This is a genomic window from Halobellus inordinatus, from assembly GCF_024464655.1.
GTDB classification, from domain to species: Archaea; Halobacteriota; Halobacteria; order Halobacteriales; family Haloferacaceae; genus Haloquadratum; species Haloquadratum inordinatus.
In genome coordinates, this window is sequence record NZ_JANHAV010000010.1 from 1 (window position 1) to 24,942 (window position 24,942).

General features: G+C 61.9%; 18 protein-coding genes. 7 read left to right on the plus strand and 11 right to left on the minus strand.

Annotation, left to right across the window (positions count from 1 at the left end):
• Nucleotides 1-297: 297 nt before the first annotated feature.
• Nucleotides 298-3,441 carry a right-handed parallel beta-helix repeat-containing protein gene (locus NO347_RS15040; RefSeq protein ID WP_256290482.1) on the minus strand — a complete coding sequence of 1,048 codons (3,144 nt, stop codon included), beginning with the start codon at nucleotides 3,439-3,441 and terminating at the stop codon, nucleotides 298-300.
• 206 nt (nucleotides 3,442-3,647) lie between these two features.
• On the opposite strand from NO347_RS15040, the gene NO347_RS15045 reads away from it, so the two are divergent.
• The 3 genes from NO347_RS15045 (at nucleotide 3,648) to NO347_RS15055 (ending at nucleotide 7,239) form a co-directional block, all read left to right on the plus strand.
• Nucleotides 3,648-4,973 carry a CoA-binding protein gene (locus NO347_RS15045; RefSeq protein WP_256290484.1) on the plus strand — a complete coding sequence of 442 codons (1,326 nt, stop codon included), beginning with the start codon at nucleotides 3,648-3,650 and terminating at the stop codon, nucleotides 4,971-4,973.
• A gap of 347 nt (nucleotides 4,974-5,320) precedes the next feature.
• Nucleotides 5,321-6,265 (plus strand): hypothetical protein, encoded by a 945-nt coding sequence (locus NO347_RS15050; RefSeq protein ID WP_256290485.1) that lies wholly within the window; start codon nucleotides 5,321-5,323, stop codon nucleotides 6,263-6,265.
• Between the two features lie 350 nt (nucleotides 6,266-6,615).
• A complete protein-coding gene (locus NO347_RS15055; RefSeq protein ID WP_256290486.1) occupies nucleotides 6,616-7,239 on the plus strand; it encodes a helix-turn-helix domain-containing protein in 624 nt (207 codons plus the stop codon).
• Nucleotides 7,240-7,281: 42 nt separating this feature from the next.
• On the opposite strand, the gene NO347_RS15060 is transcribed toward NO347_RS15055, so the two are convergent.
• From NO347_RS15060 to NO347_RS15070, 3 genes are all read right to left on the minus strand, one after another.
• Nucleotides 7,282-7,461: a DUF7511 domain-containing protein gene (locus NO347_RS15060; RefSeq protein WP_121569611.1), complete on the minus strand. Its 180-nt coding sequence runs from the start codon at nucleotides 7,459-7,461 to the stop codon at nucleotides 7,282-7,284.
• A 278-nt stretch (nucleotides 7,462-7,739) separates the two neighbouring features.
• Nucleotides 7,740-8,192 carry a hypothetical protein gene (locus tag NO347_RS15065; RefSeq protein ID WP_256290487.1) on the minus strand — a complete coding sequence of 151 codons (453 nt, stop codon included), beginning with the start codon at nucleotides 8,190-8,192 and terminating at the stop codon, nucleotides 7,740-7,742.
• Entirely contained in the window at nucleotides 8,189-8,782 is a 594-nt protein-coding gene (locus tag NO347_RS15070; protein ID WP_256290488.1) for a DUF7344 domain-containing protein, read from the minus strand. Before NO347_RS15070 ends, NO347_RS15065 begins: the two co-directional genes overlap by 4 nt.
• 429 nt (nucleotides 8,783-9,211) lie before the next feature.
• On the opposite strand from NO347_RS15070, the gene NO347_RS15075 reads away from it, so the two are divergent.
• Entirely contained in the window at nucleotides 9,212-9,919 is a 708-nt protein-coding gene (locus tag NO347_RS15075; protein WP_256290489.1) for a DUF5305 domain-containing protein, read from the plus strand.
• A gap of 354 nt (nucleotides 9,920-10,273) precedes the next feature.
• Here the strand turns inward: NO347_RS15075 and NO347_RS15080 are convergent, their stop codons facing one another.
• Complete coding sequence (locus NO347_RS15080) at nucleotides 10,274-12,694, minus strand: hypothetical protein (RefSeq protein WP_256290490.1); 2,421 nt, start codon at nucleotides 12,692-12,694, stop codon at nucleotides 10,274-10,276.
• 46 nt (nucleotides 12,695-12,740) lie between these two features.
• Complete coding sequence (locus NO347_RS15085) at nucleotides 12,741-14,723, minus strand: midas domain-containing protein (protein WP_256290491.1); 1,983 nt, start codon at nucleotides 14,721-14,723, stop codon at nucleotides 12,741-12,743.
• A 719-nt stretch (nucleotides 14,724-15,442) separates the two neighbouring features.
• Between NO347_RS15085 and NO347_RS15090 the strand changes: the two genes are divergently transcribed.
• Complete coding sequence (locus tag NO347_RS15090) at nucleotides 15,443-15,724, plus strand: winged helix-turn-helix domain-containing protein (protein WP_256290492.1); 282 nt, start codon at nucleotides 15,443-15,445, stop codon at nucleotides 15,722-15,724.
• Nucleotides 15,725-15,748: 24 nt separating this feature from the next.
• On the opposite strand, the gene NO347_RS15095 is transcribed toward NO347_RS15090, so the two are convergent.
• From NO347_RS15095 to NO347_RS15110, 4 genes are all read right to left on the minus strand, one after another.
• A complete protein-coding gene (locus tag NO347_RS15095; protein ID WP_256290493.1) occupies nucleotides 15,749-16,759 on the minus strand; it encodes a glycosyltransferase family 2 protein in 1,011 nt (336 codons plus the stop codon).
• Between the two features lie 351 nt (nucleotides 16,760-17,110).
• Nucleotides 17,111-18,226 (minus strand): non-hydrolyzing UDP-N-acetylglucosamine 2-epimerase, encoded by a 1,116-nt coding sequence (wecB, locus tag NO347_RS15100; RefSeq protein WP_256290494.1) that lies wholly within the window; start codon nucleotides 18,224-18,226, stop codon nucleotides 17,111-17,113.
• Nucleotides 18,227-18,379: 153 nt separating this feature from the next.
• Complete coding sequence (locus tag NO347_RS15105; RefSeq protein ID WP_256290496.1) at nucleotides 18,380-19,843, minus strand: right-handed parallel beta-helix repeat-containing protein; 1,464 nt, start codon at nucleotides 19,841-19,843, stop codon at nucleotides 18,380-18,382.
• 62 nt (nucleotides 19,844-19,905) lie between these two features.
• Complete coding sequence (locus tag NO347_RS15110) at nucleotides 19,906-21,702, minus strand: hypothetical protein (protein ID WP_256290497.1); 1,797 nt, start codon at nucleotides 21,700-21,702, stop codon at nucleotides 19,906-19,908.
• Nucleotides 21,703-22,353: 651 nt separating this feature from the next.
• On the opposite strand from NO347_RS15110, the gene NO347_RS15115 reads away from it, so the two are divergent.
• Entirely contained in the window at nucleotides 22,354-23,040 is a 687-nt protein-coding gene (locus NO347_RS15115) for a hypothetical protein (protein ID WP_256290498.1), read from the plus strand.
• Nucleotides 23,030-23,848 (plus strand): AAC(3) family N-acetyltransferase, encoded by an 819-nt coding sequence (locus NO347_RS15120; RefSeq protein WP_256290499.1) that lies wholly within the window; start codon nucleotides 23,030-23,032, stop codon nucleotides 23,846-23,848. Before NO347_RS15115 ends, NO347_RS15120 begins: the two co-directional genes overlap by 11 nt.
• A 103-nt stretch (nucleotides 23,849-23,951) precedes the next feature.
• On the opposite strand, the gene NO347_RS15125 is transcribed toward NO347_RS15120, so the two are convergent.
• A complete protein-coding gene (locus NO347_RS15125) occupies nucleotides 23,952-24,941 on the minus strand; it encodes a hypothetical protein (RefSeq protein WP_256290500.1) in 990 nt (329 codons plus the stop codon).
• Nucleotide 24,942: the final 1 nt, after the last annotated feature.

Genomic DNA, 24,942 nt, shown 5'->3' on the forward strand with positions numbered 1-24,942 from the left:
CGGTCCACCAGTCCGATGCTGTGGGACTACCCGTGCCCGAAAGGTCTGGGAGTCCGGTGATTGGACTCCAAACCTGAAACTCCCACCGCTCGGGATTCCTCCGCGTTCACGCGGAGGAGGATGTCAAATCATAGCAAATATTTTGTGGAAACGGTGGGGAACCCAGCCCTGCAATAGAACGGTGGACTGTCACACTATGCTGTCCGCTCGACCCCCGCCTGTTCGCTCCTCGGTTCCGACAGAGCGTCGGAACACTCGTCACTCACGGGAAGGCGGGGGTATGCGCTCGTATCTCTATCACCGAACCGCTAACACGTATGCGACACCAGTCAGGAGACTCCACACGAGGCCGGCAGCGAGCCCGACACTGACAAGCGTCCCAGGGCCCAGCAGGCCGCTGACGAGCCAGACGAGAACGCCGGTGGCGGCGAGACCCTGGACCTGCAGTCCACCGACCGGCGGCGACCGATTCCGGAACGTATACGCCATCCCGACGCCGCCGAGGAGCAGCGCAGACAGGTACAGCAGCGATCCGAGCAGTCCCCAGAGCGACCCGAGACTGTCGAGGAGCGTCACGTCGGACGGCGTCGGGGACGGCGTCCCGCCGACTGCTGTCGACGTTGCTGTCGGTGTCGTCTCCGACTGCGGTTCGACCGTGACGGCTGTCGCGTTGGCGCTGTCGATGCCGAGAGCGTCTTCGACAGCCAGTTCGATGCGGAGCCGCTCTGTGGGCATCACGAGACTCCAATTCGGTGCCGACTGGGCAGCTCGTTCAGTCCCGTTGACGACGAAGTGATAGCGGTCCACAGCGAGGCGGTCGGTGCCGCTCGTCGATCCCGCACCAGAGACCCGGACCCGCTGGTCGGGGATGGCACCTGCGGGGGCGTCGATCCGGGGCGTCGGCCGCGCATATCGTGTCCCAGTGGGCTCGGTTCGGAACGGCACGAAGTCGGCCCAGCCCCGTTCCGTCACGACGGCGTTTCCCTCGCCTTCGGGGAGAATCGAGGAGTGATACGGCCCGCGGTCGGAACCCCAGTAGTTAGATTCCGCGTGCACGGTTTGGACCGGTTCGGTGACGATGCGTGCCGTCGTGTTCGCGGCGATTAGCGGCGCGATATCGACGGTCAGCCCGCGCCGCTGCCCGTACACGTCGTTTCCGACGACCCGAAACGTTTCGTTCGCCGTCCCCGTCTTCGGGACCGCGATGCCGGTGGGGAGCGAGTCACCGACCCGCCGAATTGTCACCGCGCTCGCTTCCGCAGCGCGCGCTTCGCTCTCGCCGTCGCTCCGCAGGACGACGACAGTGTCGTCCCAGAGCCGAGCGATCGTGAGTTCCTGATTCAACGTCGGGTTCGCGACGAGGTCCGAGAGCGATATCTCCGCGTTCGCCTGGTTCACGACGACGCCGCTGGCGCCTTCGGCGACGTACACTCCCGTCCCCGGGGTGACTCCTCGGAGAGGGACGGCGTCGGTGAACGCATTCGTGTTGAAGACGACATCGTTGTCTCGGATGGTCGTCCGGACCAGTCCCCGGACCACGATGCCGTACGTGTTGGCCCCCACGACGTTGTCCGTGAGCGTGAGAGCGCCCCGGTGGGTGATCGGACTCGATACGAGGAGACCGGCGCCGCCGTTGTTCGCGAGCCGATTTCCGTCGACGTCGACGTCGTGTACGAGAAGGTTACTTTGGACCGCGAGCCCGTGGCCGTCACCGTCGACGAGTGTGTTGTTGCGGACCGTGAGGTCGCGGACGGCGGCCTGGGTTCGAAGCGTGACACCGTCGCCGCCGCTCGATCTGACGTCGTTGCGGGCGATTCGCAGATCTGCGGCGAGCGTGCCATCGAGCGCCAGTCCGTCGTCGCCGTTGGCCGCGATCCGATTGTCTAAGATGTTCCCCCGTCGGACGATCCAATTCGAGAGGTGGATCCCGTCACGACCGTTCGCGCGGACGGTGTTGTTCGCGAGGTGAAGCCGCACTTCGAGCGTTCGCGTCGTGACGTCGATGCCGTGGCGGTCGTTGTCCGTGAGGTGGTTGCGTCGAAGCGTGACGTTCGCCTCCCTGCGGATTCGCGTGCCCGACTGCCGGATTTTGATGCCGGTTTCGCTGCCGCTGATGTGGTTCTCGTAGCCCGTAACCTTCGCTCGCGATAACGTTTCGACGTAGATCCCGTCGGCGGACGCCGCAATGTCGTTGTACCAGAAGGCGCTCTCGCTGTCTTTCGCCCGGACGGCGATCCCGTCGCCGTCTACCTGTGCGACGTCGTTGTCGACGGCCCGCAGTCTCGTGACGCGATCGGCGGCGACGAACAGACCCGTGCCCGCGATATCGCGGAACTGCGACTGTCGGACGGTGAGGCGACGAACGTGCGTCGTCGCCGATCCCGAAGACCGGACGGGCGACGTCACCCCGCCAACGACGTATGCGGCCTGCACGCCGTCCGAGAGCTGAGAGACGCCATCGTGAAAGAGCCGGACGTCGACGGGATAGATACCACGCGTCTGCGGATTCATGGCGCCGCCGTATTCGACCGTGAGACGTCCATCACTCGGGACTCGGAACGTGCGGTTGAGCGCGATCCGAACGTCGCCGCCGGTCGTCGAGACGTTCTGCACGTAGTCGATGTACGATCGATCGATCGTCCCGTTGCGGTTACGGTCGAGGCCGATTCGGTCGAGCGTCTCTCGCTCGACTCCCGCAACGGTGTCGGCGGACGAATACTCGAGTCGGATGGTATCGAACGCGACGCCGACTCCCGGGTGGAGCGACAGCGTGTGATCCGACTGTTCCGTCCGCTCGTCCGGGACGGCAGTGAGCGAGGCGCGGTCGGTCGCGCCGAACGACGGACTGGCACTGATCGCGTGGCCCTCTACGTCCGCGAAGGTCGAACGGTGGATCGTGACCTCCGGTGTTGCCCCTATCTCACCGACCGAAACGGCCGCCGTCTCGAAGTCCCGCATCGTCGAATCCACGATTTTGATCGATCCCGCACTGCTCGCGACGGTGACGCCCTGCACTCCGCCAGTGAGCGTCACGTTGCGGACCACGAATCGGGAGTCGTCGCTGCCGTTGTACCGGATGCTCCCCCACCGGCGGTCGGGAGACGCCCCTTCACTTCTGGAGATGGTCACGGGACGCGCTTCCGTTCCGGTCGCGTCGAGCGACCCGCTCACGGTGAGTGTAATCTGTTCAGCGAGCTGTACCCTCGTCCCCGGTTCCAGCGTCAACGTCGCGCCGGGTTCGACGCGAATATCCTGGATGATTCGGTAGGGGCCCCCCTCGGGAGTCCACGTCGTGTCCGTCGTGATCGCCGATTCGACGAACGTCACGTCTTCCTCGGGTGTTATAGCACCTACGGGTCCGACTATAAGAGAAGCGACCAGTGCCGCAGCGAGGAGAGCAGTCAGCGTCTTGTGGAGTCCGGAAGCCTTCGAGGAGTTCATTTCACAAATAAGAGATACCTAACCTCAGTAGCCTCTGGATAAAAAACGTATGGTGGTCGACCGACGCGAGCTTGTTGTTGTGCTGTGACGACGTCCGATCGAAAAGTCGGCAGACCGCGCCGACGTGAAACTCCATCGAATAATCACTAAAAATCAATTACGGTCTTTTCGAAATTTATATCTCAATCTTAGACTCGTGTGTAGGTATGGGAATCTCAGACTTACTCGATCCGTCCGGCATCGCGGTCATCGGCGCGTCTGCGACGCCAGGCAAACTGGGTAACGACGCGATGGCGAACGCGAAGGAGTTCGACGGCCCGGTCTACCCCGTCAATCCGAAAGGTGAGGGTGAGGTCTACGGGTACGAGTTCGTCGACTCGGTCGCAGATACTGATGCAGATCTGGCGCTCTGCTGTGTCCCCGCGCCCGCCACACCCGGCGTCATCGAGGACTGTGGAAAGGCGGGCGTCGGTGCCGCGGTCGTCTTCGCCGGTGGGTTCGCCGAAGCCGACGAGGACGGCAAGCAGCGACAAGAGGAGATCCGCCAGATCGCCGAGGAGTACGACATCGCGGTTCTCGGCCCCAACACGGCCGGCCACATCATTCCGCACAAGAACATCTTCAGTTCGTTCGTCCCCGGCTTCGACGAGATCGAAACGGGCGAGGTCGCCATCGTCGCCCAGAGTGGCGGCGTGGGCGTGACCTCGACGTTCCAGCTCGAGCGGGAGGGCTACGGCATCTCCGGGATGTACGGTCTCGGGAACCGCGTGAACACCGACTTCGACGACATCATCCCGATGCTCGACGAAGATCCCCAGACGAAGGCGATCGGCCTCCACATCGAGGGGACCTCCGAGATCGATCAGTTCGAGACCGTCGTGGAAGACGCCGATACGCCGATCGTCGCGCTCAAGTCGGGCAACCGGATGCACGAGTTCGTCCAGTCGCACACGGCGGCCCCGAACCAGGACTACGAGCGTTACGAGGAGATCCTCACCAACAACGGCGGCGTGATGGCCGACTCCGTGACCGAACTCCTCGACGCGAGCCGCGTCCTCGGAAAGTCGCCCGTTCCGGACGGCCCGAACGTCGGGATCGTCACGGCGCAGGCCGGCCCCGGGATTATGATGGCCGACTACCTCGCCGACCAGGGCGTCAACTTCCCCGAACTGACCGACGAGACCCACGAGAAACTCGACGATCTGCTCCTCGGATTCACCTACGATCAGAACCCCGTCGACACGGGGCGTCCGATGCCGCAGTTCGGCGAGGTCATCGACGCGGTCGCCCGCGACGACAACGTCGACATCGTCCTCGTATACGAGATCTTCGAGCACTCGCTCGGCTATCCGGTCGAAGAACTCGAACAGCTCAGAGAAGACCTCGACAAGCCGATCGTCTTCACGGTCGCTGGACCGTACGACGCGCTCGAACCTGACCGCAAGCGGATGGAAGACCTCGGCATCCCGACGTTCGACGCCCCCGAACGCGGTGCGTACGCCACGTCGGTCCTCGTCGACTCGATCCGCTAGGCTCTTGGGCCCCGCGGCCACGGCCTTCTCGACGTGGTCGGTCCCCTCACCGGGGTCGGTCGACAGGGACGCACTCGTCACGTCGGTGGCGTCGGCTCACCGACTGCGGGGCGATCGACCCACGTGTCGACGTCCCGCTGAGGGACTACCTTCGCGACTGTAACGACGCTTTCCGTGTCTCCGCTTTCTCTGTTGCCGAGGCGGCTCTCCTCGTACGGCTGTCAGCCGATCTATTTATACTTCAAGCGAGTGCTTCAGAATCATATAATTAACCAGACCATTCTAGACTAGCATCAGTAGATCGTAAGTTCGATGGACTCAAATCCGTCGCGCCGCGTTCGTTCCCTATGGTCCCTACCCGACGGACGCTCCTCCAGACCGCCGGTGCAGTTTCAGTGGGCGCCCTCGCAGGCTGTTCGACGGCAGACTCGATCGGCGCCGACGACCCGGCACGAACGTACACGCTCGATGTCGACCGTGTCGAAGCCACCCCTACGGAATATGCGCTCTACGAGCCCGACGACGGGGCGTTGTTCGGCGATCCGGCACGGGCCGCACTAGATCGTATCCTCCCGGACGGCCGCTATACGACCTACGGGTACGAACCGCTCCCGGACGACGCCTACGTGGAGTACGACGGATCGTACTATCAGACGGAACAGGTCGTGACCGGGCGCAAAGAACTGTCCCGCCCGCTCGTGCGCGTCGAGTCCGTACCGTCCGAAGACGTCCCCGAAAGCGCAATCCTGATCGACTCACTCGAACAGCCCAGCGCGCGGGTGCTCAAGATCCTCCACAGTTACACACAGACCGGCGGCGAGACCAGCGCGGCGGAGTTACTGCGCGACGACGCCTACGTGCTTCGCCGACCAGCCGAACTGGAGAGCCGGCTCGCGACGGGAGCGTTGGACGGCCAGGTCGTCACGATGACCGAGAGCGGGACGTGGGCCTACCGCGTGCACGTGAGCCGTGAGCGCATTATGGAGACCGCATACACGGCGCTGGCAATCGACGTAGCCGATTCACGGGCGGCGTTTCGTGACGTCGTGTTCGGCTCCCGAATCGACGCCGAGTTGACGGAAGACGCGCTCGCTGAAGGCGTCCGAGACCTGCTCGATCAGGCAATTGAACGGGGGAGACACGAAGAGACAACTCCGCTCTCGGCGGACTTCGAGACGCTGTTGGATGCCCTCGGACTCGGGGCCGTAGACCGCGCCGCGAACGGACAGTTGTTGTGGTACGACGAGGCGCTGTTCCGATACGGACTCTACGTCAACGAGGCAGACGAGTAGACTTAGATAATACATTTGTTATATAATAGAATGCAATAGTATCTGTCCAAATGGGCGAAACAGCACATAAATCAGCGTCGAGACGGAGCGGCGTTTGTAACTGATAACGCTCCTCGCACGACGGTGTTGAGATGGGGGCGTGAAGTCGTGCAGACGCTACTGTATGACTCCCAGGTGGGACGTATTTCGAGAGCCTCCGACAGTTGCCGGATACGTCCGGTTCGCCAAGCGTCCGATTGATCGAAGAGGATGTCGGAGTGGCGTAACGGACGACTACCGAGAGAACTGGAATTATAACAAGACGAGGGGTGTGCGAAGGTTCACCTATCAGTATGGTCGTCTGTACGAGAGTGCGGGTCCCGCCCGACGAGTTCCTCCTCGCCGACGCACTGAGCGAACGGCCCGGCGTCCGAATCGAACTCGAACGGGTGGTGCCGTTTCGCGAACGGACGACGCCCACGCTTTGGATCGCTAGCCAGGACGCGCCGTGGGTAACGCAGGCCGTTGGCGGCGACGAAACCGTTGACGAAGTCGAAGTCCTCGATACAGTCGACGAGGGGTTAGTACTTCAAGTGGACTGGGCCGCGACTTCGACGCCGTTTCTCGATGTGATCGCCGAGGCGGACGCGACGTGCCTCAAGGGGATCGGCACCGCAGACGGCTGGTCGCTGACGCTCCGTTACCCGACTCACGAGGCGTTCACCGCCTCGTATCACCGCTGTAGCGACGAGGACATCGAGTTCTCCGTCGAGAGCGTCCGGAGTTCCGCCGGCATCGCCGACTACGGCGTCGAATCGATGCTCACCGAACCACAGCGCGAGGCCCTGAACGAGGCGCTCGCCTGCGGGTACTTCGACGTCCCGCGGGGCGCGACGCTTCAGACGCTCGCGGACCGACTGGGCATCTCAGATACGGCCGCCTCCCAGCGCCTGCGGCGAGGGATACAAAAAGTGCTCTCGGAACAGCTCAGGTGAGTCGCCGTCTCATCTCCGCGGTCGGAGCTTCGGGCGGCGCGCTCACCGCGTGGTCGCCAACGCGACGTAGGACCCTTCCTCGGCCGTGATCCAGGCCGTGGTCTGGCCACCTTCCGGGGGGTCGACCGGGTGGATTGTGCACTCGCTCGGCTTGTGTTCGTATTCGACCACCGTCGCACGGAGAGGAGTGAGCCCCTCGTCGAGGTCCCCTTTCGATGACATCTCGTCGGTTCATCCGTGATGACAGGACCTTGTAATATGTCGCATACCATCATACGGGAACGGTTACCCGTCGGACGTGGTGCCAGCGTGCTCAGTTTTAGTTTCCTTTACAGTAGTATACTTGTAATACTGTCCGCCTATCGAAGGAGGGACTACATCAGGTCCGTTCTCAGCTGCCTACAATCCGAATATTCTGGGTTTTCAACGCCTGATGATATCGTTTCCGGATCGCATTGGACCCGGACGCGCCTGCGGTTGGTAAGGTCATATTACTGAATTTACGTCGTTTCGTTCGTCGGCTCTTCAGCAGTTAAGCTCGTATTACTGCAGGGGACGCTTCGGTTCAGAGACACGCGCACGCCGCTCCCGGAGGCGTCGATCGCGACGGCGTCGCCGCAGGAGACGTTCGCGAACGTGTGTGAGCTGGTTTCGCCCGGGGCGAGCGAGCCGTCGCTGGCGAGGTCAACCGCGGTGCCATCGACGGTGGTCTCGACTTCCGTGAGATCAGTCCCCGCAGCGAACTGATTCGAGACTGTCACTTCGAGATCGGCGGTGCCGTTGCTCGCGTTCGTGGTCGTGCGCTGGAGGCCGAGGTAGGCGTCCTCGTCGCCGACGACCTGGACCTGAACACCCCGGTCTGCGTGTACCGAGCTGTACGCCGCGGTGTTGGAAACGAGCGCGAGCGAGGCGAGCAGCGCGGCCACGAGCACTACCTGGCGACGGTCGATCATTCCTCGTCCACCTCCGGCGGCTTCTCGCGCGCGCCCAGTCGCATCCGGTAGTAGTTGTCGTAGAAGTGGCCGACCGACGAGATAGTCAGCGCGGTCAGGACGAACACGCTCCAGGTGAACGGTTCGACTAGCGTGAACGGGAACAGTCCGGCCCAGTAGCCGAGCAGACAGAGCCCACAGAAAGCCGAGAGGCCCAGATAGTAGATCCCCCAGGGGATGTCGCCGCCGGTGAGCGAGTCGACGTAGAAATTCGCGTCGGCGGCCTCGTCTGTGAGCGTGACCGTCCCGCGTCGCGCATCGTACTCGATGAACCCGTAGTCGTCCATCTTCGGCAGGTGGAACTGCCGCAGCGCGTTGCGGACGCGCTTTCGTTCCTGATGTGTGAGCGCCTCGATCTCCGTGTCGTTCTCCCAGCTCGCGACCCAGTCGGTGAGTTCGGAAACTGAGACGTGTTCTCCCTCCCGTTGTTTGAGATAGTGAATCGTGAATCGACGGCGTTGATTACTGAGCATTTCGAGCAGTTCGTCGTTCGAGAATTCCGGTCCTCCAACCGACGACAACTGCCCGTTGCTTCGTTGTGCTTTACTCATCCTTCCGTCCCGAGCCGCAACACGTATCCTCCCATTGCCGATCCACCCTTCGGGTCAACTGACTTTCACTTTAGTATAGACTCTACATACCAGAGCAAAGGCTCTATGCAGTGTCTACTAAACTAATCATACATTCGATAGTTAATAGCGGGACAAATCCCGGAGTCGTGGCTGCGTCCCCCGTACGTCCACCATAATCGGGGGAGTTATAATAGATACTAAATTGACATAATTAGGTGATTACACGCTCAATAGCGTTCAGCGTCGAAATCACGGCTGAACAGCCCACAAAGAGACCCCCAGAAAGTGTCAAACACTCTCCTCGAAATCCGCGGGGTCTCTTTCCCGGATCTACTGGTCGTATATTCCAAAGTGGGTAGCACCTGATGGATTGGATACGCGCCGCGGCGGACGACTGTGTGACGGGCGGTGCCGACGTCGTCGACGGAGTCGCTCGCGCCGGGTGAACGAATGCGCGTGCCGTTCGAGTTGGATATGAACGCGACCGCGAACCGGACCGAACAGATCACCGAACGACTCGGGAACCCGCCCGGCGAGACTCAAGTGCTCGTTCGCGCAGTCGTCGACCTCCAGGGATCGGTGAACGGCCAGCAGGTCGAGGACGTTCGGAATCACACGCTCGCAGTCGGACTCCAGGGCGGCACCTACAGACCCACCGAGATGGGGAGTATGACCAACCGGTACGAGTCGACGCAGACAGTGACGGTCGACCGAACCTACGGGCCACTGCGGAGCTTCGGCGGCCCCGCCCTTCTCCTCGGGTCACTGGTCGCGCTGGGCGGGCTAGCGTACGTGCGAAGCCAGGATCGGATCGAACTCACCCCGGCGGAGCGAGAGCGTCTCGCCTTCGAGGACGACCGAAACGACTTCGACGAGTGGATCTCCGAGATCCAACTCCCCGCGGACGCGTTCGACCTGCCGCGAGCGGAGGCACAATCGCTGAGCGCGCTCGTGGACTTCGCCATCGACACCGACAACGGCGTCGTCGAAGATCCCGACGAGGAGGCCTACTACGTGGTCCACGACGGCTACCTCTACACGTATCGGCCGCCGGCCGAACCCGACGGAGACCAGTCGGGCGACGGATCCGATGCAACCGAGGAACCCGAAGAGTAACCAACGGCCAGCGGAGGAGCAGGGACCTCTCCGATCACCCCGAGAGTCGGCAGTCGAGGACCGAGACGCGACGCCCAAATTCTAATCGAAGCGGGTCAGGTCAAGGCGATCTCGGCCAATAGCACAGTCACGTTTTCGCGGAGGAGACAGTCGAAACCCCCGGGGGGCCTGAGAGGAAAGCACTCGAAACTGGAAACTGGGTGTGGCTCTGTTCCTCGTAGCTCTCCGGAGGCATTCGACATCCTCACGAGCGGCTATTACGAGCGGCGCTGTGGGTGCGACGGCAGAGGCTCCTGATGGAGACCGATCAAAAAATGGCGTCCGAAGACCGACCGGATGGTCGGTGTCTCGGCGTTACGAGTCGCTGCTCTGCGTCGAGTCGCTACCGCTGGACTCACTGGAATCGTCGCCGTCCGAGCTTTCGGAGCTGCTGTCACCGGACTCACTGGAATCGTCGCCGTCCGAGCTTTCGGAGCTGCTGTCACCGGACTCACTGGAATCGTCGCCGTCCGAGCTTTCGGAGCTGCTGTCGCTGGACGTGTTGGTATCGCTGTCGTCGTCGTCCCCGGAGCTACTGTCGCTGGACGTACTGGCATCGTCGCCATCCGAGTCTTCGGAGTTGCTGTCACTGGAACTGTCGGCACCGTCGCCGTCAGATCCGGTGTTCTGCTGCTGGCTTCCGGAGGTGCTTTGCGATTGACTCTGCTCGTTGTCGTCGCCGACCTGCGTCTGACCCTGGTTCTGGACGGTGGATTGCTCTTGCTGCTGGGCGTCACCGCCGTCCGAAGAGTCACCGCTACTCTGACTCTGGTCTTGGTCTGCGCTTTGACTCTGGCTCTGCTCGTTGTTGTCGCCGACCTGGACCTGAACCTGATTCTGGATGACGACCTGGCTCTGGGACTGCCCGCCGTCGGTCATCACCTCACCGGTCTGTTGGGTCTGCGTCTGACTGGACACTTGTGTCTGGTCCTGGAACGACTGCCCGTTCACGGTCGTCTCGACCGTCACCTGCACACCGGTGGTGATCTGACCGTCCGAGGAGGTCGTCGTGCCCTGGGATTGACCCTGTCCTTGACCGGAGCCTTCAGACACCGACTGCTCTTGGTTCTGCGACTGATCGACGGACTGCTGCTGTTCGCCGTCGCCGTCGCTCTGATCCTGTGTCTGATCCTGGTCTGCGCTCTGGCTCTGGTCTTGGTCGTTGTCGTCACCCGACTGCGCCTGTGCCTGGTCCTGATCGACCGTCTGCTGTTGACCCTGATCAGCGCCGTCACCGGACTGCGATTGAGCCTGTGACTGATCGCTGTTCTGCGTCTGGTCCTGCTCGTTGTCTTCGCCAGTCTGCTCTTGATCCTGCGACTGATCGGTGTCTTGAGACTGGCCCTGCTGGCCGTCCGCACTCGACTGGCTCTGACTCTGGCTCTGCTCTGCGTTCTGATCCTGCGTCTCCTCGTTGTCTTCACCGGACTGCGTCTGACCCTGGGACTGACCGACGTCTTGACTCTGGTCCTGATCAGCGCCGTCACCAGACTGCGTCTGGTCTTGCGTCTGCTCGCTCGTTGCGTTCTGCGCTTGAGCGTTGTCGACTCCCGACTGCGTCTGACTCTGCGACTGTGCGTCGGACTGCCGCTGTTCCTGATCGCTGTCCGCGGCGGACTGCGTCTGGTCCTGCGACTGCCCGTCCGCTTGCGACTGCGCCTGGGTGTTGTCGGTCCCAGTTTGGGCCTGCTGCTGGTCCTGGTCCGAGTTCTGACCCTGGTTCTGCTGGCTATCCGTACCGGACTGGGCCTGTTCTGCAGCCTGCTCTGAGGTCTGGTTCTGTGCCTGGGCGTTCTCCGCACCGCCTTGGACCTGTCCCTGCCGATCGGAACTGCTCTGTTCTTCGTTCTGGCGGTTGTCTTCGCCGGCCTGATCCTGCTGCTGAGAGGCCGTCGATTCCTGGCCCTGCGCTTGGGTGTTGTTCTCGCCAGCCTGGTTCTGCGCCTGTCTCTGGCCAGCGTCTTGGCTCTGGTCTTGGTCGTTGTCCTGACCGGTCTGCTCTTGGGTCTGTCCGCGGGCGATGGCCTGATCCTGACCCTGATCACTGTCCGTGGCGGACTGCGATTGGTCCTGTGATTGGTCGGCGGATTGACTACTCGATTGGGTGTTGTCCTCGCTCACCGGGTCGTCACCGGCGTCGACGTTCCCATCGGCACCGTCCGCGTCGTCGACATCGTTGTCGGCGGAGTGGTGGTCGCTGGACGTGTCGTCGCCGTCGCTTTCACCGTCGTCGTCGCCGCTCTGGTTGGCGTCACTCTCGTCGTTAGCGCCGTCTTCACCATCGTTGCTGTCGCTATCGCTGTCGTCGCCGTCCGAGCTATCGTCGTTGTCGTCTGAGCTGTCGTCTGAGCTATCGTCGCCGTCCGAACTCTCCTCTTCGTCTTCGTCGTCGCCCGAGACGATCAGCGAACTGTTCTGCGTCTGCGTGCTTCCGTTCTCGCTTGCCGCGTCGGAAGCACCGTCGGACGAGTCACTGGAATCCTCGGTCGTCGACGGGCCCGACTCGCCATTTGAATTTGGCCCGGTATCACCGTCGTTCTCACCGACTGCTGCGGAGGAGCCTCCGCCGGCGTCGGCGCCCGATCCAACTATTTCTATGCTCGACTGTTGAGTGCTGCCATCCAGGAGGGCACTCCCTGAGCCCTGCAGCGAGACCGCCATTCCCGACGTTCCGAGAACGACAGCAATCGCTATGGCAACAATTACCAGCGAGCTACGGTTGAGCTGTGTATTCATTTGGAAGAAAAAACTGCCGCCGTCAGGCGGCAAGCGCTTCGTTCAGTTACTGGTCCTGCGATTGGGTCTGACTGATCGTTTGGCTCTGGCTCTGGTCGTTGTCTTCACCTGATTGTGACTGCGACTGATCCTGGTCGCTTTCTTGCGACTGCGTCTGGTCGTTGTCCTCGCCGGACTGCGACTGGGACTGACCCTGACCGGAGGCCTGAGTCTGGGACTGGGTGTTGTCCTCACCAGACTGCGTCGCGCTCTGGTCCTGATCGCTGTCCTGCGACTGGTCCTGAGTGTTGTCTTCGCCAGTCTGCGACTGCGATTCGGACTGCGTCGAACTCTGGTCCTGGGACTGACTGCTGTCGTCTGCAGACTGCGTCGCGTCCTGGGACTGGCTGCTGTCCTGGCTGCTGTCCTGGTCGCTGTCCTCAGCGTCTTGGGTCTGTGCCTGTTCCTGGCCGGAGGTCTGCGTGCCGGACTGGTCGCTGTCGTCGCCAGTCTGCGTCTGGCTGCTGTCCTGGCTGCTCTCTTGGTCTTGGTCCTGATCGTTGTCCTCGCCAGCCTGGTCTTCACCCTGACCCTGCGTCGAGGTCTGGTCCTGCGACTGCGTGCTTTCCTCGCCGGACTGCTGTGCGTTCGTACTCTGGTCGCTGTCCTGCGTCTGCTCCTGGGAGTTATCCTCGCCAGCCTGGTTCTGGTTCTCGGTCTGGTCGCTGGATTGGTCCTGGGTCTGGACGTTGTCCTCGCCGGACTGCTCTATGTCTCCACTCTGCTCGTTAGACTGGACCTGGTCCTGCGAGTTGTCCTCGCCGAGTTGAGTCTGTCCCTGGTCTTGCGCGGCGTCCTGCGTGCGAGTCTGTTCGTTGTCCTCGCCGTCCTGCATCTGTTGACCACGCTGGTCGCTGTCCTGCATCTGCGCCTGCTCGTTCATCTCACCGTCCTGCGACTGCGACTGATCTTGGCTGGAAGACCGGTCGCGCGACTGGACGTTGTCTTCGCCGCTCTGACGCTGGTTACCACGGTACTGACGAGCTTCCTGGGACTGCTCTTGGTCGTTTTCGTCACCGACCTGCGACTGCGACTGACCCTGGATGCTGGTCACGTAGTAATCTTGGTCGTTGTCCTCGCCGTACTGACGAACGTACAACCGCTGACGCGTCCACTGGTCTTGATCCTGCTCGCTGTCGTTCGCGAGTTGGGTCTGGGACTGACCTTGGGTCACCTCTTCGCCAAGGTCCTGATCGTTGTCCTCGCCGTACTGGCGCACGTCCGAGTGCTGACGCGCCCACTGTTCTTGGTACTGCTCGCTATCTTCGGCGTCCTGGAACTGATCCTGACCTTGGCTTATCGCTTCTTCGACGGTCTGGCTGTTGTCCTGGCCCTGCTGGTGGACGTCCGCCTGCTGGCTGGCCCACTGGTAGTAGTCCTGGACCACGTTAGTGCCGTACTGGTACTGTTCTTGATCCTGGTCGATCTCCTGGAGGACGTCCTGGGAGCTCTCGTCTGCGTTCTGATTGACGGTATCGTCCTGATCCGCTTCCTGGTCGCCCGTCTGATCGCTGTCGTCAGCCCACTGCTCTTGGTACTGATCCTGATCGAGGCTCTGGGTGACGTCCTGCGTGCTCTCATCTCCGTCCTGGTTGGCGGTCTGCGTCTGCTCGCCAGACTGGGAGATGTTCTGGAAGCCGTTCTCGATGGCCTGTTGCACCTGCACTTGGATCTGCGTCAGGTACTGGTAGACGGACTGTCGGCTGTCGGCTCCGTCTTGGGTCTGCATCTGGGACTGTCCCGCGTCCTGGTCGCCCTCTTGTTCGCTTTCTTCAGCGACCTGGCTGTGGTACTGGTCCTGTGCAACTTCTTGACCCTGGTTCTGTTCGTTGTCTTCACCAGCCTGAGTGGCAGACTCAGACTGTCCCGAATCTTGGTTCTGGGACTGGGCGTTCGCTTGGCCCTCCTGAATCTGCTCTTGGAGCTGTTCTAAGAACTGCTCTTGATCGGCTGTGTTGTCTTCACCACATTGATCGCCACCGGCGACCATCACCGCGACTTGGCTCTGGCTTTGGGAATTATTATCACCGGTCTGCGATTGTGATTGATCGCGCTCGAACGCTTGGTCTTGTGTGCGGTCATTGTTCTCGTTCACAGCACAGGCGTTCGACGACTGTGCTGCGCCGATCCCGCTCAATGTGAGCGAGAGAACGACGACAATGACCATCAACTGTGTTAACCTATGTCGTTTCATTGCGGGTCTGCACCCACTATTTCTTCCCTATTGTCAGTATATTGTTATCCACACCACAGAAATTTCGTAGTAATCTCGTATATCTCACAAAGACACCCGGTGATCTAGGTAAAAACTCTCTGTCGCTGAGTGCGAGATGCGCTCTGAGCCCCGGTTTGAGAGGTCTGAGTAGTAAAGGATGTTTGTGAGATATACAACCACAATAACGGCGCAGGTCCTCAGAGTCAACTGATCGGCGCTCGGTGGACGGTGGCTAGGGCTGTTCGCCACAACAGAGGGTAGCGCGTCGCGTTCGATCTGGTCAGGCCTGAGACGCAAGCGCGGGATTCACTCGGTGATTCAGTATCGATACAGATAGCACCGTCGTCGAAGAGAGAGAACGGAACGGCTTTCTCACCACTGCTCGAACGTTCACTCGATAAGCGCGGACGTACCTACCGCGTCGGTTCCAATCGTGACCATACCGACGGATAGCAAGCGTATACCAAAGGTCACACTGCAGTAATCACCTCGCAATGTCAGAGTGGGACGCCATCGGATTCGTAATCTCCTCCAAGTACCGCATCGCCGTCTTCACAGTCCTCACTGAGGGGCCGGCGACGACGACCGAGATCGCCGAGGCCGAGGAACTCTCTCCGTCGCACGTCTCGCGGGCACTCGGTCGTCTCCGGAGCCGGTCGCTCGTCGAGTTGATCGTGCCCGAAGAACAACGGAAGAATCGGCAGTACGACCTCACCGACAAAGGGGAACAGACCTGGAGCACTATCAACACGGCCGGCCTCACGAGCGATACATAAACGGCACACGCCCCAGCGGGGTCCTCACTGACGCTGGCGGTTCGGTTCCGGGTGCGGCTCGGACTGGTAGGTGAGCCGCGAGTTCTGCTGGATGTCCAGCACGATGGCCAGCAGGAACAGCAGGATCCCGAGCCCGCCGACTGCGGGGACAGTGGCCGGAGAAAAGACCGGAGTCTGCGTGAGTAACGCCGTGAGTCCACCGATCCCACCGAGTACGAGGCCGGTGATGCCGACCGTATAGCAGAGGACGACCGGGTGGAAGTCCCGGACTAGATACCGTTTCTGGATCCGATAGAGGAAGTTCCAGAGCAACAGAAGCGAGACGAAGGGCACGAACGTCGTATACCGGATGTTGCTCTCCTCGTCACCGTAGACGGCGGGGTGCGGGACCTCGGCGATCGTGAATCCGTGGACGTTGAGTTCGGTGAGGATGTCGTTGAGGAACCCGTATCTGTCGTAGAGCTTCTCGATCGGAAGCTCGCGGAGCACCTGCCGCGAGATCGCCGTATAGCCGTTCTGTGAGTCGACGAGACCCCAGTATCCGCTGGAGAGGTTCGTCAGGAAGGACAGCACCACGTTCCCGAACAGGCGCCAGCGAGACATTCCGTTCGTGTCGCCGCGGTTCTTCAGCCGGGTCCCTTTCGCGTAGTCGGCGCGGCCGTCGACGACGGGGTCGAGGATGCGATGGAGTTCGTCGGGATCCATCTGCCCGTCCCCGTCGACAACGGCAACGACGTCGAGACCGTCCGCCAGCGCGCGACGGTAGCCTTCCTTGACACACCTGCCGCGCCCCTGGTTCTCCTCGTGACGTTCGGCGATCACGAACTCCTCGCGGCCGTCGTCGATGTGGCTCGATCGCGACGCGTTCAGGCGAGCACGCGCCCGCTGGATCTCCGCCCACGTGCCGTCGCTCGAACAGTCGTCGAACACGTAGACCCGATCGACGATTGCCGGCATCGTCTCGAGGACGTCGCCGACGAGCCCTTCTTCGTTGTAGGCGGGCACGACGACGCCGACGGAGTGTTGCTTGTACATCGTCAGACGAGCCTCGAGTCAGGACTGGTATCCACAGCGGATTGCGCCCGCCGACCACTCGTGAGAGAGGAATAGTGTCCCATCGCAGACGGAGTCACACACCGTTCGGGTTTTGTTATGTTGAGCGTGTGCCGCTTGGGAACACGCGAGACACCCGCGGTAACGTATAGCTACTTCCTATCGACGCTGGGAACGTGAGTATAGAGCGTCAAACACGTCAAGTTGGTTCAGACTGCTCTCGTATCTGACTGATGGAAACGTCTGCGAGGATAGAATCGCAACGAGTCTTCACACACCCGACCGAAGGCTGTCTCGCGCTCAGAGGATGTCAGTTGCAAATACGACGATAGATCAGTCGGCCTCGTCGGCGACCCGAGCAGGTCGTGTCAGCGACAGCGCGTCGACGATGCGCCCGGCCGCCTGTCCGTCGCCGAAGGGGGGGTCCCAGGAGCCGACTTTCCCGTGCATCAGCGACGCGGCGTCGACGATATCGGCGGGGTCGTGACCCGCGATGACGTTGGCCCCCGCAAACGCCGTCTCGGGCCGCTCGGTGCCGTATCGGAGCGTTACGCACGGCGTCCCGAGGACGCACGTCTCCTCCTGGACACCCCCGGAGTCCGTGAATGCGAGGGCGGCGGTGCTCTCCAGACGGAGGAAATCGATGAAGCCGAGCGGATCGACCGTGCGAACGGCGTCCGGGACCGTGATACCGAACGTCTCGAGTCGGTCCCGGGCCCGTGGGTGAATCGGGTAGACGACGTCTAAGTCGAGTCGATCGGCCGCACGGGCGACACCGTCGAGGACGTTCGCGAAACTCTCGCGGTCGTCGACCGTCTCGGCGCGGTGCGCTGTCAGCAGCGCGAACCCACCCGGTTGGAGATCGAGTTCCGAGAGCACCTCGCTCGTCTCGGCTGCGACGCCGTCGTACGCCGTGATCGCGTCGACGACGGTGTTCCCGGTGACGGTGATGCGACTGTCGGGGAGCCCCTCCTTCCGCAGCAACGCGGCCATCTCCGTCGTTGGGGGGAAGAGGTGATCCGAGACGTGATCGACGACGATCCGATTCGTCTCCTCGGGCATCTCTCGATCGAAACTCCGGAGGCCGGCCTCGATGTGCCCGACCTTGAGATTCAGCTTCGCGGCGGCGAGTGCACCCGCCAGCGTCGAGTTCGTGTCCCCCTGCACCAGGACGACCGCAGGCTCGTGTTCGAGCAGTTCCGCTTCGACGGCTGCAAGCATCTCACCGGTCTGTTCGCCGTGCGTGCCGGAGCCGACAGCCAAATTCACGTCCGGGGGGTCAAGCTCCAATTGTTCGAAGAAGATCTCGTCTAGAGAGTCAGAGTAGTGCTGTCCGGTGTGGACGACGTGCGTCGACAGCCCGCGCCTGTCACACTCTTTCAGAACCGGAGCGAGTTTGATGATCTCAGGTCTGGTCCCGAGAACGAACGCGAGTTCCGTGTCGGTCATCGCGCCACCTCACGCCGCGTCATCGTTTGCGTCGCGCTCGTGGTCGTCCGTGCCATAGCCGACGATACCCGTGAACCGGTTTCGTTATTGAGTCCTTGTGGCCGGAAGGGGCTTGTATACGAACCCGTCGGGTGAGAAACCACCGTCCGGACGCTACGAGGAGTCGCGACTCGCGACCGAACACGTGCTCAGGGACGTTCCCTTGGGGGCGTGACAGGTCGCGTCCATCGTGATGATCTCGGAGCCCATCGTCTGGATCGTACTGTTCTCGAAGAGGATCTCCTCGGTGTTCAAGAGGAGAATGCCGTGCGGGTACGGCGACCAGTCGACGTAGAGCCCCACGAACTTCGATTGGGGGCGGCCCGTCAGTTGGATAGCCGGTTCGGCGTAGGAAGAACCGATCGCGGTGACGTTTCGAAGCGTCGCGCGCCACGGTTTTTCGGGGACTGCGCCGAGTCGGGGGTCCCGCGGATCGTCGATACGGATCGCCTGAACGCCGTCGGCCTGAATGTCGAACTCGCAATCGCGAATCTCGAACGCGCCGGCAGAGCCGTCGACCCACACGGCCGCCTTCGTCTGCTGTGGCGCGCTCCGGCAGGTGAACGAGCACTGTTCGATTCGACCGCCAGCCTGGCCGAGTTCACCGGTCTCCCAGACGATCGAGTGGGGATTGATGAAGTCGCTGCTGTCGGGGTGAGCGTTCTCGGTATCGATGACGAACTGACAGTTGCGAACGAGTGCCCCGCTACCGCCGATACGAAGCGATGTCTGGTTGTTGTTGCGGAATGTGCTGTCGAGTATCTTCACTGGTCCGGGGGTTCGGGAGGCGTAGATGGCGTTCGTGCCAGTGTTTTCGATGTGGGAGTTCCGGATGACGAGCTCGCCCTTATGTCGGTTCCCCAGCCAGATGCAGCTGTCGTTGGAGTTGCCGTCGAGGTGGCCGTGCGAGACGATGTCCGTCGGGCCCGTCCGGACCAGTCCGTCCACGACGGCTTTCCCATCCGGTTTGAGAGCCATCGGTACGAGGCTGATCTTCGATCCGTCGCCGTGTTGAGGGTTGTACCCAACGTATTCGACGTCTTGCACGCGGATCTTGTCGTCCGCACGGAGCACGAGGCCCGTGCTCCCCTTCCGTTCGGCACTGTAGTCGAGGGTGATGTTCTCGACCAGTTGGCCGAGTCCCCCGTCGGTCCGGACGAGATATCGCCCCTCGCCGGGCGTCGTGACGAATCGTACGTCCCCGGGCTCGTCCCCGAGGCCGCGGATGCCCCAGTTCGTCACCGAGTCGACGCGGTGTTCCTCGGCGAAGTAGTAGGTCCCCGGTGGGAATTCGACGAGCGTGTCACCCCGATCGAGCGTCGACGCGAGGGCGTCGTCGATCGGTTCGTTACCTTCGGGGTCCATCCCGAGGTCCGCGACCGCATCGACGACGTTCCCGAACGAGATTCCATAGCGTGACGGCTCCGCCCCGTCTGGGGTCGTGGTAGTCCCGCCAGGAGTCTCTGATCCGTCGTCCGCTGGCTTCCTGTCCGATTGGCCAGCCCCGAAGTTACAGCCGGCGAGCGATCCGATGCCCGCCAGGGCCGCGCTCCGTTTGATGAGGTTACGACGGTTCACCGTACTACTTCCTCCATATTGTGATCTTAACGTTATGAGTGTCCTATCGGTCTGTGATCGGGTCAATCGAGGTAGTACACGGTGACGTCACCGTTCGTCTGGATCCGGTGTGTGGTAGGGGCGGCTCCCACCTGCCGAAACTCCGTGCTGGAGTATCGGAGCCCGCGGTACACCTCCGTCTCGCTCTGTCGGTCGTACGCGCTGTACGCGAGATACCGGTCACCGTCGTAGTAGCCTCCCAACTGCCCGCCGAACACGGTGCCGTTGGGCGAATCACCGAGTGGGACGCCGCCCTCCTCATACTGGAGCGCTTCGACGAACCGGTACGGGCCGACGCGGACGCCAAGAATCGGGACGTCGTCGTCTTGGTGTTCGATCAGCGTCTGATACCCCTCCATCTCCGTTTCGGTGACCTGGCTGTTCGGGAGGAAGATGTACGGCGACGAGAAGACGACTAACAGCGAGAGGACCAGCGCGATGACGGTCGCCGTCCCGAGAACGGGACGAAGGTCGAACGGGACGACAGAGCCGAGGTCGTCGTTCGATAGCAAGAACAGCGCGAGTGCACCGAGGAGCGTGACGACCGCCATCGCGAACCCGACCTGTCGGAAGAGATACGCGTCGATGTCGCCGAGGAAGTGGACCGCGAGGTACGGCGAGAAGACGAGGCCGCTGTACGCGAAGTAGACGACGACGCCGTCGCCACGGCGGACTGGTTCGGTGAGGTTTCCCCAGAACCGGGTCAAGACGAGGCCGACGGTGAGAAGCGAGTACACCAGCGAAACGCCGAACAGTTTCACGAACAGCTCGAAGAGGCTCGCGCCGACTGCCGAAGACGACTGCCCCCGCTGTTGAACGATCTCTGCCGTCTCTCCCGTGCCGGCGATCGCATCTTGGATCCCGGTCACCATACTCTCGAAAACCCGGACAGTGTTCTCGAACTGACTGGCCCAGAAGGCGAACACGAGAGCGAGCACGAGCAGTTGTCCGTACACCCCACGGAACTCACTGATCGAGTGTTCGGGTTTCCACCGTCGGTAGACGAACCGAACGCCGACGATCGTAGCCAAGACCAAGAGCACGTCGAATGCGGCCTGAGGGTGTAACAGGACGAGCGTCGTCGAGACCAGCGGGAGGACGAGCGCCGTCGGAGAGAGTCGATCGGGCAGGACGCTGTCGGTGTGGTGTCCCGTGATGTGAGCGAAGACCAGGTAGTAGAAGAACGGTGTGAAGAACACCGTCATCGAGAACGGATGGAAGTGTTCGTGCACACTGACCTGATTGACTGGAAGGAGCAACAGCGCCGAGATGACGCCGAAGAACACGATCCGTCGGTCACGATAGAGAACGTAGAGACTCAGCGGGACGAACACGACGAACAGGAGCTTGAACACGAGCGTTACGAGCAGCATCGACTGCCGGATCTCGATCCCTGTCGCCGCACTCAACAGGACCGAAATCAGGTGCGACGCGGGGTACAACAGGTCGGTCGGGACTAAAAGCCCGTCGGCGATGTCTTTCGCCCACCCGAGATGGATCAGTGAGTCGCCGTGTCCGAAGAAGTAGTACCCACGGAGCGACGGCAACGCGAAGACGCTCACCATCGTGAGACTCACGAGAAACAGGGCGAATCCGCCGTACCGGTCGCGGTAGGAGACGAGCGAGACGGCGACGCCAACGACAGTTGCGACAGCGACACCGGCCCAGAACAGCGGCGTCGTCGCCGCGTAGATCGACACTTCGTACTGGGTGGCGCGGTCCAAAGAGACACCGACGAGTGCGCCCGTGAGCCCCAGGTAGCCGATCAGTAAGGCGATCTTACGACGTATTGCCGCGTCTGGCCCTCCGCTCGTACCCATATGCTTCCTCCGTTCCAGTTCGACGGGTTTAGTTATAACCAGGGTACTTCCGTCGTCGTCGGGGACAGAACGCTAGTAGAGGAGTGGTTACGCCTCGTCGTCCGCGACTGTCCGACGACCTGCAATCGCGTAAACGACCGCAGCAGCGACCGGACGTGAGCGGCGCGCCAGTTATCCAGTCGGTACTTAATACGGCGTGTCCGCAATCGTGGCGCGATGAAACTCGGCGGCGTAGACGACGGTCGAGTGTACGTCACTGCTGGACTCGACGTCGGCCAGTGGCGTCCACAGAGTGGGTTCGACCGTCGGGGACGTGTCCCCGGAAGTCAATCTCCCGCGGAGGTACTGCTGAATGCGCGGCCGACAAGGCGACTCCTGAGTCACGTCACTGGTCACGTGACACTCGCGAATCTGTGGCCGATCGGCGCTGGTCGGTTGCTCGCCACGAATAGCGACGGCGTCTATCTGTCGACCGACCGTGGACAGTCTTGGAGTCGGGTCCACTCGTTGCCGGCCTCTGCGGGGCCGATGGGAGTGCTACCGACGTCTGTGTGCCGACACGACGGCCGCGTATATCTCGCTGAGTATCCACTCGGTGGGGAGCCTGCTCGCGTGCTGGTCAGCGAAGATGGGGCTAAATGGTCGCCGTTCGTGAGCCGAACCGACGTGCGACACTTCCACGGCGTGTTTCGTGACCCCTATTCCGGCGACCTGTGGGGGACGACCGGCGACACGGACGGCGAAAGCGCGATCGGGAGATTCGAGAGCGGAGAGTTCCGGCCCGTCGGTCGTGGGAGTCAACGGTGGCGCGCCGTCGAGCTCGCGTTCACTCCGGACGCGGTATTCTGGGGGATGGACTGTCCCTACACTGATCGCGTCGAAATCCTGCGCTTGGATCGTGACGCAATACGGGCCACAGAATCGGACGGCACACCGGAGCCAGACGTCGTGGCGACCGTCGACGCGCCGGTGTTCTACGCTGAAACCGTCGAGCGGGGTAAAGAGACCTGGGTCGTGCTCTCGACAGCAGCCACGACTGGGCTCGATAGCACCGCACCGCCGGGCGCGCGACGGCAGAATCCGAAGACCGTCGAAGTACTCGCTGCGTCCGATCGCACGGGGTACGGACGTTGGCACCGGATCGCGCAGTTCGAGCGGTCGACGCCGATCGGTGAATACGTGTCGTCGATCCCGACGACGAACGCCTACGTGTTCATCAGCTGGGACCCCGATCTCGGACTGTTGCTCAATCCGTTCAATACGACACGAGACCACGGAGCGATTCTCAGCATCCCGCCGTCGTGGTTCGAAACGGAGGTGACAGAGTATGCGCTCTGATCCGCTACGAACGACAAGCTGGGCTGCGAACCTCATCAAGCATCAGGTGCTGAAACAACGGAATCAGCGCCGGTCAGTCTCGACGGTGTCAGAGAGCACGTTCGAGGAGATTCTGCGGACTCACGCCAGCGGTGAGAATCAGGTCTTTCTCCACGTCGGATTGAGCGACATCAAGAGTGCGTTCGACACGAATCCGTACGAGTTCCTTCTCTCGAAGGTCGAAGCGAATTTCGAGAGCGTCCTCGCTCCCGGGTTCACCGACTACTTCAAAATGTCCGGGGTCTATCACAAGAAACACTCGCGGCCCAAGCACGGGATGTTCAGCAAGCTATTCTTGAGGGACGCCGAGTACCGAACGGACGACGCCATCAAGTCGATCCTCGTCGACGGACCGTACCGGTTCGAGGAGTGCGTCCACGACGACTCGTATCATCCCGATGGGTGCTTCGCGAAGCTCGTCGACGACGACGTCCTCGTGATGGACGTCGGCGTGCCCTGGATCACGTGCTCGCATCTGCACTACTTCGAGCACGAGTTCGACGTCCCCTATATGACCGACAGAACGTACGAAGGAGTGCAGTGCGGCCCTGAGTCGGCGTGCGAGCCGATCAGCCAGACCTGTGGGCAGTACGTCTCGAAGTACTACTCGTGGAACAAACCGAAGATACAACGGGAACTGGCCGACGCCGGCGTACTGGAAGCCTACGATCTGAACGGGCTCCAGGTGCTGTTCTTCACTCTGGGGGACGTCGAAGACGTGATCGGAGACAAACTGCGGGACGATCCGTACTATCTCGTCACACTCTGATAGTGATTACTCTCACTGTGTACCGCCGAGCGCCACTCCCGGTGGCGATGGTCGGCGGTAAGAGACGAGAGTAATCATTATGAGACGGCCGATCGGGCGGCGGTTACGAGAGATACCCGAGGGCTCGAAGCCGATCTTCGGCTCCCTCGTCGTCTCCGTCAGTTTCAGGCGCATCCTTGGCAGTCCCGCTCGCGTCGCCGGCAACGATGTCTCGGCGCACGTCGGCTTCGACGACTAGCCACGGCACTGTGACGAGCGCGTCGGCGTACACCCCGGGCGGGTGGCCGTACATCCGGAATGGAATCGGGAAGGGTTCGGGGACTTCCCCCACGAGATTGCCGTGATCGGCGGTCACGACCGTCCGTCCCGAGACCGCCGCGAGGAGGCGCTCGACGTGAGGGAAGGTGAGTTCGAGGTTCTCCCGATACGCGTCCCAGATGGCTGTCTCGTCGACGACGCCGCGTTTCAGCAGATCCCAGACGTTGTAGTGGTCGCTCTCGGCGGCCTCGCCCGTCGCCTGCCGCTTCGAGAACTCGATGCCGGCTTGCTCGTCTAAGAGCGACTGACCCAGTTCGCCGACGAACGGATAATGTGGTTGAACGAAGTGGCTGATGATGCGCTTTTTCGGGTACGTCTGGTGGGCCTCGATCGTCGCCTCGACCATCGTCTCCGGTAACACGGTGTTCAGTTCGTCGTCCCACGCGCGTTGCCACACCGAAATCGTCTCGTAGAAGGGGTCGTCGAGGTTGACGTTCACCTGCGGGTTCGCGGTGACGTAGACTGTGTCCTCGAACGAGTGGCCCTCGAAGTTGCGTCGGAGGAATTCAGCCGTGTTCGAGCCTCGGGAACGGCGGGTCTGCAGATCGCCCTCCAGCGGGTTCGTCGCTGCGAACATATCGTACCGACAGGCATCGAGGATGACCAGCGTGTCCCAGTCCTCGGCCATCACGTCGGTTCCCCTGTCGTCGGCGACGTATCTGAAGTATGGCTGAACGAAGGCGGTTCGCACCGCAAAGGGGACAGCAACGTCGCGCCACCAGCCAGCGTCGTTCCAGTGCTTTCGGAGGTTCCGCAGGAGTACTGAGCGATCCATA